This window comes from Actinoplanes lutulentus (assembly GCF_003259845.1).
GTDB classification, from domain to species: Bacteria; Actinomycetota; Actinomycetes; order Mycobacteriales; family Micromonosporaceae; genus Actinoplanes; species Actinoplanes lutulentus.
This window is the reverse complement of the sequence record NZ_QLMJ01000005.1, coordinates 395790-410670: the sequence shown is the minus strand read 5'-3', so window position 1 is coordinate 410670 and position 14881 is coordinate 395790. Positions and strand designations below refer to the sequence as shown.

14 protein-coding genes are annotated in these 14881 nt (G+C 69.4%); 5 read left to right on the top strand and 9 right to left on the bottom strand.

Features of this window, described 5'->3' with window-relative positions:
- Window positions 1–10: 10 nt before the first annotated feature.
- Genes yidD through glgX form a run of 4 tightly spaced genes read right to left on the bottom strand, consistent with a single transcriptional unit; the run spans window position 11 to window position 6355 of the window.
- Complete coding sequence (gene yidD / locus B0I29_RS14630) at window positions 11–208, bottom strand: membrane protein insertion efficiency factor YidD (RefSeq protein WP_111649489.1); 198 nt, start codon at window positions 206–208, stop codon at window positions 11–13.
- A gap of 41 nt (window positions 209–249) precedes the next feature.
- Window positions 250–1980, bottom strand: a complete 1731-nt coding sequence (gene treZ, locus B0I29_RS14625; protein WP_111649488.1) for a malto-oligosyltrehalose trehalohydrolase — start codon at window positions 1978–1980, stop codon at window positions 250–252.
- Complete coding sequence (treY, locus tag B0I29_RS14620; protein ID WP_111649487.1) at window positions 1977–4244, bottom strand: malto-oligosyltrehalose synthase; 2268 nt, start codon at window positions 4242–4244, stop codon at window positions 1977–1979. Before treY ends, treZ begins: the two co-directional genes overlap by 4 nt.
- Complete coding sequence (glgX, locus tag B0I29_RS14615; protein WP_111649486.1) at window positions 4244–6355, bottom strand: glycogen debranching protein GlgX; 2112 nt, start codon at window positions 6353–6355, stop codon at window positions 4244–4246. Before glgX ends, treY begins: the two co-directional genes overlap by 1 nt.
- A gap of 223 nt (window positions 6356–6578) precedes the next feature.
- Between glgX and B0I29_RS14610 the strand changes: the two genes are divergently transcribed.
- Both B0I29_RS14610 and B0I29_RS14605 read left to right on the top strand, forming a co-directional pair.
- Window positions 6579–6806 carry a cation:proton antiporter regulatory subunit gene (locus B0I29_RS14610; RefSeq protein ID WP_111649485.1) on the top strand — a complete coding sequence of 76 codons (228 nt, stop codon included), beginning with the start codon at window positions 6579–6581 and terminating at the stop codon, window positions 6804–6806.
- 9 nt (window positions 6807–6815) lie between these two features.
- Window positions 6816–8294: a cation:proton antiporter domain-containing protein gene (locus tag B0I29_RS14605; RefSeq protein WP_111649484.1), complete on the top strand. Its 1479-nt coding sequence runs from the start codon at window positions 6816–6818 to the stop codon at window positions 8292–8294.
- Between the two features lie 13 nt (window positions 8295–8307).
- Here the strand turns inward: B0I29_RS14605 and B0I29_RS14600 are convergent, their stop codons facing one another.
- From B0I29_RS14600 to B0I29_RS14585, 4 genes are read right to left on the bottom strand one after another with little or no spacing between them, the layout of a single operon-like run.
- Window positions 8308–8571, bottom strand: a complete 264-nt coding sequence (locus B0I29_RS14600) for a UBP-type zinc finger domain-containing protein (protein WP_111649483.1) — start codon at window positions 8569–8571, stop codon at window positions 8308–8310.
- Window positions 8568–10142 (bottom strand): Na+/H+ antiporter, encoded by a 1575-nt coding sequence (locus B0I29_RS14595; protein ID WP_111649482.1) that lies wholly within the window; start codon window positions 10140–10142, stop codon window positions 8568–8570. The genes B0I29_RS14600 and B0I29_RS14595 overlap by 4 nt, the downstream gene beginning before the upstream one ends.
- Before the next feature lie 54 nt (window positions 10143–10196).
- Window positions 10197–10775 (bottom strand): fibronectin type III domain-containing protein, encoded by a 579-nt coding sequence (locus tag B0I29_RS14590; protein ID WP_111649481.1) that lies wholly within the window; start codon window positions 10773–10775, stop codon window positions 10197–10199.
- Window positions 10776–10830: 55 nt separating this feature from the next.
- Window positions 10831–11499 (bottom strand): EcsC family protein, encoded by a 669-nt coding sequence (locus B0I29_RS14585; RefSeq protein WP_111649480.1) that lies wholly within the window; start codon window positions 11497–11499, stop codon window positions 10831–10833.
- Between the two features lie 158 nt (window positions 11500–11657).
- Here B0I29_RS14585 and B0I29_RS14580 point away from each other — a divergent pair, with 158 nt between their 5' ends.
- The 3 genes from B0I29_RS14580 (at window position 11658) to B0I29_RS14570 (ending at window position 14489) form a co-directional block, all read left to right on the top strand.
- Window positions 11658–12560 carry a proteasome assembly chaperone family protein gene (locus B0I29_RS14580; protein ID WP_111649642.1) on the top strand — a complete coding sequence of 301 codons (903 nt, stop codon included), beginning with the start codon at window positions 11658–11660 and terminating at the stop codon, window positions 12558–12560.
- A 208-nt stretch (window positions 12561–12768) separates the two neighbouring features.
- Window positions 12769–13374, top strand: coding sequence for a hypothetical protein (locus B0I29_RS14575; RefSeq protein ID WP_181557821.1), 606 nt, complete (start codon window positions 12769–12771; stop codon window positions 13372–13374).
- A 215-nt stretch (window positions 13375–13589) separates the two neighbouring features.
- Window positions 13590–14489, top strand: coding sequence for a DMT family transporter (locus B0I29_RS14570; RefSeq protein ID WP_245972523.1), 900 nt, complete (start codon window positions 13590–13592; stop codon window positions 14487–14489).
- Here B0I29_RS14570 and B0I29_RS45735 read toward each other — a convergent pair.
- A complete protein-coding gene (locus tag B0I29_RS45735; RefSeq protein ID WP_181557825.1) occupies window positions 14453–14758 on the bottom strand; it encodes a hypothetical protein in 306 nt (101 codons plus the stop codon). The genes B0I29_RS14570 and B0I29_RS45735 overlap by 37 nt on opposite strands.
- Window positions 14759–14881 lie beyond the last annotated feature (123 nt).

The window sequence follows — 14881 nt, the reverse complement described above, 5'->3', positions numbered from 1 at the left end:
TACACCGATGTCACGGAACGGGGTCCGAGGTACCGAAAGGGACCCGCGGCCCACACCGCGCCAGCCGGGCCAGCGCCATCCGCCCGCCCTTGCCGAGCCCGTACCGCTCGATCGCCTCCAGCGCATAGGCACTGCAGGTGGGCGTGTAACGGCAGCGGGTCGCGAGACGCGGCGACACCCGCCGGTACAGCACGATGCCGCGCCTCACGGCCCGTGCTCCCCAGCCTTTCCCAGCCCCTTGGGTACGCGTCACCGCACCGCGACCACTGCCGCACTCTCCGCCGGAAGCACCAGCCGGTCACGCTGGACCACGACACCCTGCTCGGTGGTGAACAGCACCGAGCGCACGGGCGAGCGGACGCTGACCGTCTGCTCCACCCCGGCCAGGTTCGCCACCACCACGTACGACCCGCGGCGGATCACCACGTGCTGGTCGCCGTGCCAGACCTCGACGTCGCTGAGCCACGGGTCGGTGAGGTCCGGGACGGCCCGGCGTACCTTGATCAGCCGCTTGTAGAGGTCCAGGATCTCGGCATGGCCGGGCTTTTCCGGCTCGGACCAGTCCAGCTTGGAACGCTCGAAGGTGGCCGGGTCCTGCGGGTCGGGCACGTCGGCCTCGTCCCAGCCGTGCCGGGCGAACTCGCGGCGCCGTCCGGTCTGCACGGCGGCGGCCAGGTCCGGCTCGGGGTGGCTGGTGAAGAACTGCCAGGGGCTGGTTGCCGCCCATTCCTCGCCCATGAAGAGCATCGGGGTGAACGGCGAGGTCAGCAGCAGCGTCGCGCCGACCTTGAGCAGGCCGGGCGAGAGGCTCGCGGTGAGCCGGTCGCCGATCGCCCGGTTGCCGATCTGGTCATGGTTCTGCAGGAACGCGACGAACCGGTGCCCGGCGGTGCGCTGCCGGTCGACCGGCCGGCCGTGCCGCCGCCCGCGGAAACTCGACCAGGTCCCGGCGTGGAAGAACGCGCCTTCCAGGACGGTACGCAGACAGTCCAGCGACCCGAAGTCGCCGTAGTAACCCTGACGCTCGCCGGTCAGCAGGGCGTGCAGGGCGTGGTGCACGTCATCGTCCCACTGGGCGTGCAGGCCGTAACCGCCGGCCTCCCGCGGGGTGATCAGCTTGGCGTCGTTGAGGTCCGACTCGGCGATCAGCGTGAGCGGCCGCCGCACGTGCGCGGAGAGCGACTCGACCTCGATGGCGAGCAGCTCCAGCAGGTGCACGGCGCCCTCGTCGTGCAGCGCGTGCACGGCGTCCAGCCGCAGGCCGTCGACGTGGTAGTCCCGCAGCCACATCAGCACGCTGTCCGCGATGTACCGCCGGACGCTGTCCGATTCCGGCCCGTCCAGGTTCAGCGAGCTGCCCCAGGTGTTGCTGCCGGTGGAGAGATACGGCGCGAACATCGGCGCGTACGCCCCGCTGGGCCCGAAGTGGTTGTAGACCACGTCGAGGACGACGCCGAGGCCCTTCGCGTGTGCCGCGTCGACGAAGCGCTTCAGCCCGTCCGGGCCGCCGTAGGTCTCCTGCGGCGCGTACCAGCAGACGCCGTCGTAACCCCAGTTGTAGGTGCCGTTGAACGCGTTGACCGGCAGCAGCTCGACCAGGTCGACACCGAGCTCGACGAGGTGGTCCAGCCGCTCGATGGCGGCGTCGAACGTGCCCTCCGGCGTGAACGTGCCGATGTGCAGCTCGTACAGCACCGCGCCGGGCAGTTGCCGGCCGCTCCAGCCCTGGTCGGTCCAGGCGAAATCGGCGTGGTCGTAGACCCGGCTCGGCCCGTGCACCCCGTCCGGCTGCCAGGGCGAGCGCGGGTCGGGCAGCGGGGTCGGGAAGTCCGGGAGCAGGAACGCGTAATCGGCGCCGGGGCCGGCGTCGGGCACGTCGAGACGCCACCAGCCGGACTCACCGGCCTCCATCGCGTGCTCCTGCCCGCCGATCAGCAGACGGGGAGTTTTCTCAGGTGCCCAGACTTCGAAGACAGTCATTCTTTCACCAGGAGCGCGACGGGATACGTGTGCAGAAGCTCGGCCACAGCCAGGCGATTGCCACCGTAACTGGTATTCGTGAACACTTCCGTCCAACTGTGTCCGTCGAGTGAAAGGGTCGTGTCGTGCCAGCCGCCGTGTCGTGACAATCCGACCGGCAGGCGGGTCGCCACCGCCACCGCGCCGCCGCGGTCGAAGGCGAGCACGTGCTCGCCGACCCGGCCGTCGGCGAAGACCGGGCGGTAACCGGTGAACAGCTCGGGGCGCTGCCGGCGCAGGCGCAGCACCCGGCTGGTGACCAGCAGCTTGGCCGCTGCGGTCTCGTCCACCGGCGGCAGCCAGCCGTCGTCGATGCGGCCGAGCAGCTCGCGGCGCTGCGCGAAGTCGACAGTCCGCCGGTTGTCCGGGTCGACCAGCGAGTGGTCCCAGAGCTCACTGCCCTGGTAGACGTCGGGCACGCCGGGCATGGTGAGCTGCACCAGTTTCTGCCCGAGCGAGTTGGACCAGCCGGGCGGCGCGATCGACGCCGCGAAATCAGAGATCTCGCGGTGCAGCGCCGGGTCGTCGTAGATCTGGTCGACCATCTGCCGCAGCGCCTGCTCGAACGCCTCGTCCGGGCGCTGCCAGGTGGTCGCTGCTCCGGCCTCACGGGCGGCCTTCAAGGCGTACGCCTGCAGTCGCTCTCGGGAGACCGGCCACGCACCCACCGCGACCTGCCAGATCAGATGAGCCAGCGAGGGATCCGGGAGCGGAGCGATCCGGACCCAGCGGCGAACGACCTCGGTCCAGTCACCGGGCACCTCGGAGAGGACGGCGAGACGGGCACGCAGGTCCTCGCCGCGCTTGGTGTCGTGGGTCTCCAGCGAGGTCATCGAGTCCGGCCAGTCGTTCTGGCGTTCCTCGGCGGCCTCGTGGAACTCGTCGGTGGTGACGGCGAAGTCGGCCGGGTCGTTGCCGACCTCGTTGCGAGCGACGAAGCGGGTCCAGCGGTAGAACGCGGTGTCCTCCACGCCCTTGGCCATCACCGCGCCGGTGAACTGCTGGAACCGGATCGCCAGTTCGTCGTCCGGGTTGCGCAGCCGGGCGGTCAGCTTGTCCAGCACGCCGATCAGATGCGGGTTGCGACGTCCCGCCTCGGACCGGGCCTGTGCCAGGTGGCGGCCGCCGAACGGCAGGTACGAGCGGTAGACCGGGAAGCAGGCGGCCAGCTCGGCCAGGGCGCGGGGCGCGTCCGGGATGTCCGGCACGAACCGGGCCAGGCGGGCCAGCTCGGCGGCGAGCAGCGTGGTGGCGACGGTCTTCTTGGTCTGGTGCACCAGGTCCTGCCAGGACGTCTCGGTCCCGGTCAGGTGGTGGTCGAGGGTGTCGAAGAACGTCTCGGTGTGACCGTCGACGAAGACGCCGTTCACCTCGGCCATCGCGTCGTACCCGGTGGTGCCGGCGACCGGCCAGCCGGGCATCTTCTCGCCCGGCTCCAGGATCTTCTCGACCACCAGCCAGGCCTCCGGGGCGGCCTCGCGGAGCCGGGTGAAGTATCCGCCGGGGTCACGCAGGCCGTCCGGGTGGTCGACCCGGATGCCCTGGATGATGCCCTCGTTGTACCAGCGCAGGATCTCGGCGTGGGTGGCGTCGAAGACGTCCGGGTCCTCCACCCGCAGCGCGGCCAGCTCGACGATCGCGAAGAACCGCCGGTAGTTGATCTCGCTGTCGCCGCGGGTCCAGTTGACCAGCTCGTAGCTCTGCCGGTCGTGCACCTCGCGCGGGCTGCCGTCACCGGTGCCGTCGGCGATCGGGTACCGCTTGTCGAAGTAGTGCAGTTCGCCGTTCTCGATCCGCAGGTCGTCCAGAGCGGTGTCCGAGTCGGCGAGGACCGGGAGCAGGAGGCGTCCCCGGGACCAGTCGATGTCGTAGAAGTGCGCGTAGGCGGATTTCTGGCCGTTCTTGAGCACGTCCCACCACGTCGGGTTGGCGGCCGGGACGGCGACGCCCGCGTGGTTGGGCACGATGTCGGCGATCAGGCCCAGTCCGGCGCCCTTGAGCGCCTCGCTCAGCGCCCGCAGCCCCTCGGCGCCACCCAGCGCCGGGTTGACCTGCGAGTGATCCACCACGTCGTAACCGTGCTCGGAACCGGGCGCCGATGTGAGCAGCGGTGCCGAGTAGAGGTGGCTCACCCCTAGATCGGCCAGGTAATCAGCGATCTCAGCGGTGGCCGTCAGCGGGAAGTCGGGGCGGATCTGGACTCGGTAAGTACTGCTGGGGCGCATCAGACCGTCCTGTCGAGCACGATGAGAGACCGGTCCGGGACCCAGATGCTGTGGCCGCCTTCGACGACCGATGGGTTGTCCGGCGACGGCTCGGCGGTTTCGATGACCTTCTCCCACTTCTCCCCGTACTCAGCGGGAGGCGTGGTGAACTCGAGCGGCGCGTCGTGCGCGTTGAAGAAGAGCAGGAACGAGCTGTCCACGTGGCGCTGGCCGTACTGGCCGCGTTCGCGGATGCCCTCGCCGTTGACGAAGAGCGCGACCGCCCGGCCGAAGTCGTTGCCCCAGTCGTCGCCGGCCATCGGCCGTCCGTCCGGGGTGAACCACTCCAGGTCCGGCAGCGGGTCGCCGCCGCCGCGCGCGGTCACCGGCAGGCCGGTGAAGAACCGGCGGCGCTGGAAGACCTGGTGCCGGTGGCGGAACGCGGTCAGCTTGCGGGCGAACTCCAGCAGGTGCTCGTCGGCGTTCTCCCAGTCGATCCAGCTGATCTCATCGTCCTGGCAGTACGCGTTGTTGTTGCCCTGCTGGGTACGGCCCAGCTCGTCACCGTGCGAGATCATCGGGACGCCCTGGCTGAGCATCAGCGTGGCCAGGAAGTTGCGGCGCTGGCGAGCCCGCAGCTCCAGGACCTTCGCGTCGTCGGTCGGGCCCTCGATGCCGCAGTTCCAGGACCGGTTGTGGCTCTCGCCGTCCCGGTTCTCCTCGCCGTTGGCCTCGTTGTGCTTGTCGTTGTACGCGACCAGGTCGTTGAGCGTGAACCCGTCGTGCGCCGTCACGAAGTTGATCGAGTGGAACGGCTTGCGGCCGTCGTCCTGGTAGAGGTCGGCGGAGCCGGTGATCCGGCTGGCGAACTCGGCCAGGGTGGCCGGCTCACCGCGCCAGAAGTCGCGGACCGTGTCCCGGTATTTCCCGTTCCACTCGGTCCAGTTCGGCGGGAAGTTGCCGACCTGGTAACCGCCGGGGCCGACGTCCCAGGGCTCGGCGATCAGCTTCACCTGGCCGACCACCGGGTCCTGCTGGACCACCTCGAAGAACGTGGAGAGCCGGTCGACGTCGTAGAACTCGCGCGCGAGCGTCGAGGCGAGGTCGAAGCGGAAGCCGTCGACGTGCATCTCGGTCACCCAGTACCGCAGCGAGTCCATGATCAGCTGGAGGCTCTGCGGGCTGCGCACGTTCAGGCTGTTACCGGTGCCGGTGTAGTCCATGTAGAACTGCGGCTGGTCCTCGACGAGCCGGTAGTACGTCCGGTTGTCGATGCCTTTCAGCGACAGCGTCGGGCCCAGGTGGTTGCCCTCGGCGGTGTGGTTGTAGACCACGTCGAGGATGACTTCCATGCCGGCCGCGTGCAGCGCTTTCACCATGCCGCGGAACTCCTGGGTCTGCTGACCGAGCGTCCCGGTCGACGAGTACCCGTGGTACGGCGCGAAGAAGCTGAGCGTGTTGTAACCCCAGTAGTTGCGCAGCCCCAGGTCGTCGAGGCGGTTGTCGTGGACGAACTGGTGCACCGGCATCAGCTCGACAGCGGTCACGCCGAGGCCCTTGAGGTGCTCGATGATCGCCGGATGCCCTATCGCCGAATAGGTGCCCCGCATGTCCCGCGGGATCTCCGGGTGCCGCTGGGTCAGACCCTTCACGTGCGTCTCGTAGATCACCGAGTGGTGGTACGGGATGTCCGGCCGCCGGTCGTTGCCCCAGTCGAAGTACGGGTTCACCACCACGGCCTTCGGCATGTACTGCGCCGAGTCCAGGTCCGACATCTGGTCCGGGTTCGCCATGTCGTACGCGTACATCGACGGGTGCCACTTGATATCCGAGTCGACGGCTCGTGCGTACGGGTCGAGCAGCAGCTTGTGCGGGTTGCAGCGCAGGCCCCGGTGTGGCTCGTACTGCCCGTACACCCGGTAGCCGTACCGCTGACCCGGCTCGACACCCGGCAGGTACGCGTGCCAGACGAAGGCGTCCTGCTCGTGCAGCTGAACCTTGCGCTCGTTGCCCGACGCGTCGAAGAGGCAGAGCTCCACCGCCTCGGCAACCTCGGAATAGATCGCGAAGTTCGTGCCCGTCCCGTCGTAAGTAGCACCCAGTGGATACCGGTGACCAGGCCAGACCTGCATATCGGTTGCTCCTACCCCTCGGTCATCTCCGCGCGCACGACCGGCGCGGGCTGCAATGCCCACCAATCGGTGGAGCTAACCCTGACCGACCGCGTCCTGCCGTAATTCTCCCCGGATGTGACCGCGATCGGCGGTCCGACTGTCCGGTTGGCCGGTGTTATCTCTCGTCACACAAACCTTCAGGAACCACAGCTGTCAGAAAGCACCGTTAGGATCCCCGCCTATGGGTAAAGGCGTTCACATCCAGGAACTTCCCGGGGTCGGCACCCGGTACGACATCGCGCTCGGCGGTGGCGGCCAGCGCGTGTCCATCGTGGTTTCCCGTGACGGCAAGCGTCACCTCTACGTCTTCGAGAACAGCGGGGACGAGCCGGGCGCCGTCCTGGAGCTGACCGAGGAGCAGGCCCGCAAGGTCGGCGCGGTGCTCGCCGGCACGTTCTTCACCGACTAGGGCAGGCTCGTGCACGCGAATCTCATCGGTCTCGGCGCCCTGATCCTGGCCGCCGGCCTGCTGGCCCGGCTCGGCCGCCGCTTCGGGCTGCCCACCGTGCCGTTCTTCATGCTCGCCGGCATCCTGCTCGGCCCCTTCACCCCGGGGCTGGTTCTCTTCGACCACCCCGAGGACCTGGACATGCTGGCCCTGCTGGGGCTGGTGCTGCTGCTGTTCCACCTGGGCGTGGAATTCCCCGTCGAGCAGGTGCTGGGCAGCGGCAAACGCCTCTTCGCGGCGGCCGGGGCGTACATCGGGATCAACATCGGCGCCGGCCTGGGCCTGGGCTTCGCGCTCGGCTGGGGCACCTCCGAGGCGTTCGTCATCGCCGGCGCGGTGGGCATCTCGTCGTCGGCGATCGCCACGAAACTGCTCATCGAGCTGCGCCGGCTGGCCAACGCCGAGACGCCGGTGATCCTCGGCGTGATCGTGATCGAGGACCTGTTCCTCGCCCTCTACCTGGCCCTGCTCACGCCGATCCTGTCCGGCGCCGACTCGGCCGGCGAGCTGGCGCTGCGGATCGGCATCAGCTTCGGTTACCTGGCGCTGCTCTTCGCGGTCGCCCGCTGGGGCGCCCGGCTGGTCGGCAAGGTGATCGACAGCCGCGAGGACGAGCTGCTCGCCATCCTGATGGTCGGCCTGGTCGTGCTGGTCGCCGGGCTCTCCGCCGAGGTGGGTGTCTCGGACGCGATCGGCGCCCTGATGATCGGCCTGGTGGTGGCCCGCTCGTCGGTGAAGGAGCGGGCGGAACGCCTGGTGCTGCCGCTGCGGGACGTCTTCGCGGCGGTCTTCTTCATCGCGTTCGGCATGAGCATCGACGTCGGCGCGATCGGAGGGGTGCTGGTACCGGTGCTGATCGCGGTCGCCATCACGGTGTGCACCAACGTGACGGCCGGCCTGATCACCGCGAGGCTGTTCGGCCTGAACCAGCGCGGCGCGGCGAACGTCGGCCTGACCGTGCTGGGGCGTGGCGAGTTCTCACTGATCCTGGCCACGCTCGCTCTCGGCGCCGGCCTGGACGAGCGGATCGGCCCGTTCATCGCGCTGTACGTGCTGATCCTCGCCGTGCTGGCGCCGATCCTGGCGACCAACTCACGGATGCTCGCCCGGTTCCTGCCCGACCGGCTCCTGCACGACCGCTGGCGGTACGTGCGGGAGGAGACGATCAGCACGGCCTGCACCCACATGGACCGGATCCAGATCACCGAGACCGACACCGACGTCTGCCCGCAGTGCGTCGAGTCCGGCGACACGTGGGTGCAGCTGCGGATGTGCCTCACCTGCGGCGAGGTCGGCTGCTGCAACGACTCGGTCAACAAGCACGCGGACGCGCATTTCGCCGACACCGGGCACCCGATCATCCGCTCGTTGCAGGACGGCGACGGGTGGCAGTACTGCTACGTCGACGGCGCGCTGATCCGCGAGCCGGCCGGGTCGTCCCGAAGCTGATCCTTGAAGCCGGTCAGCCCAGCTGCTGGTCCACGTAACACCAGCGCCAGGTCTCCCCCGGCTCGTAGGAACGCATCACCGGGTGGCTCGTCTCGTCGTGATGCAGCGACATGTGTCGCCGCGGGGAGGAGTCGCAGCATCCGACGTACCCGCAGGTGAGGCAGGCGCGCAGGTGCACCCAGTCGCTGAAGCCACCGGCGACGCACTGGGGGCATCCGCCGTCGTAGGGCGCGAGCGGGGCCGGGTTGCCGGCCTCCTTCAGGTGCTCACAGGTCAATGCTCACTCCGTTGCAGCTGGGATTCTTCGAGGTCGAGCTCACGCTGGGCGCGTACCAGCACCTCTTCCGGGATTCGCCCCTCATTGCGGGCGATCTTGAAGACGTGCCGTTCGGCTTTGATCATCTCTCGCCGGAGACGACCGTACGCTGCCGACGGGGTTTCCTGCTGCTGGCTGCCCAGCCGTTCCCAGGCGTTGTTGGAACGGCTCTCCATCAGGCCGCGCAGTCGTTCCACCACGGCGGTCGGCGCGCTGGAGGAGTGCGCGTCGAGCGCTTCCAGAGCGGCCCGGCTCGCGGTGTGCTGGACGCCGGCCTCGGCGAGGGCGTCCTGGCTGCTGTTGTCCTCCTTGACCTTCAGCACCCGGGCCAGCGTGGGCAGCGTGGTGCCCTGGATCAGCAGGGTCAGCACGATGATCGCGAAGGCGACGAAGATGAAGAGCTCCCGCGGGTATTCAGGCACGCCGTTCTCCCCGGGCACCGGCAGCGTCTGCGCGGCGGCGAGGGTCACCACGCCGCGCATGCCGGCCCAGGCGATCACGGTCGGTACGGCCGGGCGGGGACGCTCCTCGCGGTTGCGGATCCGCGGCACGAGCCGGGCCAGGTACGTGGCCGGGTACATCCACGCGAACCGGAGCAGCACCAGCGCGGCGAAGACCGTGCCGGTGACCTGCAGCGTGGTCCTCATGTCGGTCTCGATGCTGCCCACCACGCTGCGCAGCTGCAGGCCGACCAGGAGGAAGACCACACCTTCCAGCAGGAAGCTGACCAGCCGCCAGACCGCCTCCATCTGCAGCCGGGAGGTCGGCGACAACAGGTACGGCATCCGGTGGCCCAGGTAGAGCCCGGCGATCACCACGGCCACCACGCTCGACGTGTGCAGTTTCTCGGCGACGATCACCACGACGAACGGCGTGAGGATCGACACCGCGTCGTCCAGCAGCGAGTCCTCGATCTTGCGGTGCAGCCAGGCGGCCCCGACCGCCATCGCGAACCCGATCGCCAGGCCGCCGCCGGCCTTCAGCGCCACCTCGGTGGCGATGTCGGTGAAACCGACCGCCAGACCGCCGAGCGCGCCCGCCGCGACCCGCACCATGACCAGCGCGGTCGCGTCGTTGAGCAGGCTCTCGCCCTCCAGGATCGTGACCACCCGGCGCGGTAACCCGACCCGGCGCGCGATCGCCGTCGCGGAGACCGCGTCCGGCGGGGCGACGATCGCGCCGAGCGCGACGCACGCCGCGAGCGGCACTTCAGGCAACAGCATGTGTACGAGATAACCGACCACGAACGCCGTCAGCGTCACCAGGCCCACGGCGAGCAGCAGGATCGGTCGTAGCGCGAGGCGGAACGCGGGCACCGAGGTCTGCAACGCCGCCACGTAGAGCAGCGGCGGCAGGATCCCGATCAGGACCAGCTCCGGCTCCAGGTGCGCTTCCGGGAACCCGGGCAGGTACGAGAGCGCCAGGCCGGCGACCAGCAGAACCAGCGGCGCCACGAAGCCGAGGCGTCGGGCCAGTGCGGCGCCGACCACGGAGATCGTTACGAGCACGACCACGTCGACGATGGCTTCCATTCCGGGAAGCTTAGAGAGTCATCCCGCCAACGGCTGCTCCCGCAGGAGTGGAGCTCAGGTGGTGCTCACCACGCCCGAGCGTGCGATCGTCTTCGCGTACGTGCCGTCCACGCCACTCGCGTGTGTCATCACCTTGTCGACGACGAAGATGTAGTTCGTCGCGGGGGTCAGGCCGGTGACCGTCGCGCTCAGGTCTCCGCAGGTGACCGGGGTCACCGTGGCCCAGCCGACCGGCTCCTGCTCGCCCGCGATCAGGTCCTGGCTGAACGCGGTCACCCGGTAATCGACGATGTTGCCGCCGCCCGGGTAGTACCAGGTCACGATGGCGCTGGTACTGCTCGGCCGCACGTCCAGCCCGTTGATCCCGCCGGCGCCTTTCGGCGGCGTGGTGCAGGACGGGCTCGCCTTCGCCGTCGGCGACGTGGTGGTGGCGGCTGTCGGCAGCGTCACCTCCGGGGTGGGTGACGCCGTGCCGTACCGGGTCGCCGGCGACGGGGTCCGCTTGCCGGCGTCCGTGTTGATCCAGTCGGTGCCGCTGCGGTCCTCGGTCGCGGACGGTGCCGGCGAATCCGCCGACGAGCAGCCCGCGACCAGCAGCAGCAGCGACAGCGACGCGGCCAACAGGATCAGCATGGACTTCCGACGGATTTCCCGCACGTCAGGACGTTCGGGCGGGTATCCGGATTACTTAGCCCTTGCGGTAGTGCTCCCGGGCGCGACGGGCCAGGTCACGGGTCGCCACCGAGTTCGCCCAGGTGCCGAGGATCATGCCGCCGAGCGGGATCATCTTCACGACCACGCGCTTGGCTGCGCGTACCCCAGCCATCTGCGCGAGACGAACGCCCAGGGTGACCAGGACGCGGGCCATCGGGGCGCTGGAAGCGCCCGTGAAGATCCGGCTGGCGTGCTCGCGGCCGGCAGCGACACCCAGAGCGGTCCGCGCGGTCTCGGCGACCTTGTGCACCCGCTGGAGGACCAGCAGCTCGGTGGCGCGCTCCGGAGCCGTCGGGTCGGCGCCATGAGCGGCCGCGACGTGCAGCACCATCCGCGCCTGGGTCCAGGCCAGCACGCCGACGTCGATCACCGCGCCGGGCAGGCCGGCCACGCCCGAGACGGCGCCGGAGACCCGGGCCAGCGTGGTGAAGCGTTTGACGGCGAGGGCGGCGAGCTCCTCGGGACCGGCATCAGGACGTTCGGTACGCATCCGGGCGTGCCAGCGCGCGGCCTCCGGACCGAGCCGGCGCACCGCTTCCAGGGCGAGGTGCTCAGGCGCGTACTGAGGGTCGGCTCGCATCCGGGCCCAGAGCGTGCTCGGTGGTGCGGTGTTCTCGAGGATGGCTGGTACCTGTTGGTTCACCGATCACTCCGAGGGGGGCGTAGAAGTGGATCTGTTCCCCATTGTGCGTGGTGCGCGCACGTCCGCCTTCACGGTGGTGAGTAACAATTCGTGATGCCGGAATGTGCAAGCCGGTTTCGGTGTTGGCAAGAAAATCCACTCTCAAGGAGGTCCGCAGCGTGCTCGACCCACACGGGCTCTACGAGGTGATCGGTGAGCTTCCGGTCCTGGACAGCCCGGTGCTCCTCCAGGCGCTCACCGGGTTCGTCGACGCCGGCAGCGCGATCCAGTTGTCCCGGGACCACATGCTGGAGCACCTGGAAAGCGAAGTCGTCGCGACGTTCGACCTGGATCAGCTCCTCGACTACCGCTCCCGACGCCCCCCGATGATCTTCGTGGCCGACCACTTCGAGAGCTACGAGGAGCCGAACCTCGCGCTGCACCTGGTGACCGACCAGCTCGGCACCAAGTTCCTGCTGCTCGCCGGCCCCGAGCCGGACCTGCAGTGGGAGCGGTTCATCGCGGCGGTCACCGAGCTCATCGAGGACCTGGACGTCAGCGTCACGGTCGGCCTCAACGCCATCCCGATGGCCGTGCCGCACACCCGCCCGGTCGGCCTCACCGCCCATGCCACCGACAAGCGCCTGATCGGCGACCACGAGTCCTGGCTGCAGCGGGTCCAGGTGCCGGCCAGCGTCGGCAATCTCCTGGAGTTCCGGCTCGGCCTGAGCGGTCACGACGCTCTCGGGTACGCCGCACACGTCCCGCACTACCTCGCGCAGACCGGTTACCCGGCCGCCGCCGAGCTGCTGCTGGACTCGGTGTCGGCGAGCACCGGGCTGGCGCTGCCGACCGGCGGGCTGCGCGAGTCGGCCAAGCTGGTCCGCGAAGAGGTGGACAAGCAGATCGCCGACGACGAGCAGGCGGGCCGGCTGGTCACCTCGCTGGAGGCGCAGTACGACGCGTTCATCCGCGGCCGCCAGGGCAACCTGCTGGCCGACACCGACACGCCGCTGCCCACGGCCGAGGAGCTCGGCGCCGAGCTGGAGCGCTTCCTGGCCGAACAGGCCCGGGACGAATAACCGGCATTCCGGACTTATTGAGCGGCGGTGTTTCTTCGGAAGCACCGCCGCTTTCGCGTTGGGGAATGTCGTACCCGTCGATTAGTATGTATGTACGAAAGAGGGGCCCTGAGCTGCTGATCTTCAGGCGTTCTCTGCCGGAGATCAGCGCGAGTGAGGAGACCACGTGACCACCTCCACCCTGTCCACGATCCCCCCTTATGCGACGATGCTCGGCTTCACGAGGTACGTGTCTCGCACCGGTCCCGCCAAGGCGACGTTCGTCGGCGGCCTGCGTCGTCAGCGGGAGCGCCGCTCCGGCTTCAACCCGCACGGCCAGCTGGTCAAGGCTCTGAAAACCGACATCGCCTTCCGCACCGGCGGCAGTTACCTGGCCGGCGTCGTCGGCCTGGTGAAAGACCGGTGGCAGCCCCTCTACTCGACGCTACGGACCGGCGCTCAGGAATATCTGACGTCCCTCGGCGATCCGGAAAAGGTCAGCCTCGCGCAGACCCGCGACGCGATCGCCACGGTCGGCCCCCTCGCCGTGAAGATCAACCCGCACTTCGGCCTGCGCTTCGAGGACGGTCACCGCGAGGCCGTCCGGCTGCACTTCGACGAGGCGCCGCCGAGCGCCGAGGCCCTGACCGCGATGCTGCACCTGATGGCCCGCCACATGGACCAGATCCTGCCCAACGCCGAGCCGGTCCTGGTCGACGTCCGGCGTGGCGTCACCCACCGCCTCGACACGGCCGCCCAGCCCGCGCACATCGAGGCCTGGCTGGCCGGCGAGGCAGCCGCCTTCACCTCGATGTGGGGGACGACCGCCGCCTGAGGTGTCCCACTGACTGAGCAAGGGCCCGCCATCCAGCGGGCCCTTGTTCTAACCTGCGACCCGTGAGTCTGTCCCTCGACCTCGGCAACCTCGGGCCGCCGCGCTCCTGAGCGGAGCGCGCGCCACACCGTTCGAGCTGTCCTGCTCGACCGGTTGATTTCCCCTGCGCTCCGCTGCCGGCCGAACCCTGACCGACTCACCTCATCGGAGCGCACGTGTCTTTCTCATCCCGTCTCAGCCTTTTACAGCTGTCCGCCGCCGGCATCCTCTGGGGTACCGCCGGCGTCGTCGTCCAGGTCGTCGCCGAGGACACCGGCCTCGGAGCCGTGGCGATCGGCTTCTACCGGCTTCTCTTCGCCGCCGCCGTGATGCTGCTGCTCGGCCTGCCCGCCCGGCGCCAGATCATCGCCGCCTATCGAAGCGCACCCCTGGCGATCACCCTGGCCGGCGCCGGCCTGGCGTCCTACCAGGCGCTCTACTTCATCGCGGTACGCCTCGGCGGGGTCAGCATCGCCACCGTGGTCAGCCTCGGCATCGCCCCGGTGCTGCTCAGCGCCTGGGAGACCGCCCGCACCCGGCAGCGTCCGAGCACCGGTGTGCTCGGCGCCTCGGTGGCGGCGATCGCCGGGCTGGCCCTGATCGCCGGCGCCACCGCCGACACCGGCACGGCCGCCGCCGGCCTGGGGCTGCTCGCCGCGGTCGGGTCCGGCATCGTCTACGCCGCGTCGACCGCGTTGAGCCGGCACACCACCCAGGGCGTGGAGCCGCTGATCCTGACGACACTGTCGTGCGCGATCGGCGCGGTCACCCTGCTGCCGATCGCCGCGGCGCAGGGGTTGGTCTTCGCCCCCTCGACGACTTCGCTCGCCCTGCTCTTCTACGCCGGAGCGATCACCACGGCCCTGGCGTACGCGTTGTTCTACACCGGCCTGCGACGCACCACGGGCAGTGTCGCCGTGGTGGTCACGCTGCTGGAGCCACTGACGGCGGCACTGCTCGCGGTCCTGTTGATCAACGAACCGCTGGGCGGGGCCACGATCATTGGTGGAGCGTTGCTGCTTGGTGCGGTGATCTCGCTCTACACCAGCACCAGCACCAGCACCAGCACCAGCTGAGCGTGTCCGGCCAGCACGTGCCACGTGCCACGTGCAACGTCGACGGTGGCGTCGACGTCGGCGGTGGCGGTGGCGGTGGCGGTGGCGGTGGCGGTGGCGGTGGCGGTGGCGGTTGGTGGTGGCGGTTGGTGGTGGCGGTGGCGGTTGGTGGTGGCGGTTGGTGGTGGCGGTGGCGGTTGGTGGTGACCGTTAAATGCGGATACGAGGGCACGGGTCGCGGGTTGCAGATCTTGGAGCGGCCGGGGCGAGCCGTAGCCCAGACATGTCATCAGAGCCCCAGAACAGTCCTGGGCTACGGCTCAGGCCGGCGAGCCGTAGTCCAGACGTGTTATCCGGGTCCGATGACATATCTGAGCTACGGCTCGCCTGCGACAGCCCCGCCACCGAGCAGG

Excerpts from the sequence above, each read along its gene's own strand:
- B0I29_RS14595 (WP_111649482.1), bottom strand. The coding sequence starts at position 10,142 with ATGGAAGCCATCGTCGACGTGGTCGTGCTCGTAACGATCTCCGTGGTC.
- treY (WP_111649487.1), bottom strand. The coding sequence starts at position 4,244 with ATGCGCCCCAGCAGTACTTACCGAGTCCAGATCCGCCCCGACTTCCCG.
- B0I29_RS14575 (WP_181557821.1), top strand. The coding sequence starts at position 12,769 with ATGCTCGGCTTCACGAGGTACGTGTCTCGCACCGGTCCCGCCAAGGCG.
- B0I29_RS45735 (WP_181557825.1), bottom strand. The coding sequence starts at position 14,758 with ATGACATGTCTGGGCTACGGCTCGCCCCGGCCGCTCCAAGATCTGCAA.
- B0I29_RS14590 (WP_111649481.1), bottom strand. The coding sequence starts at position 10,775 with ATGCTGATCCTGTTGGCCGCGTCGCTGTCGCTGCTGCTGCTGGTCGCG.
- treZ (WP_111649488.1), bottom strand. The coding sequence starts at position 1,980 with ATGACTGTCTTCGAAGTCTGGGCACCTGAGAAAACTCCCCGTCTGCTG.
- B0I29_RS14610 (WP_111649485.1), top strand. The coding sequence starts at position 6,579 with ATGGGTAAAGGCGTTCACATCCAGGAACTTCCCGGGGTCGGCACCCGG.
- glgX (WP_111649486.1), bottom strand. The coding sequence starts at position 6,355 with ATGCAGGTCTGGCCTGGTCACCGGTATCCACTGGGTGCTACTTACGAC.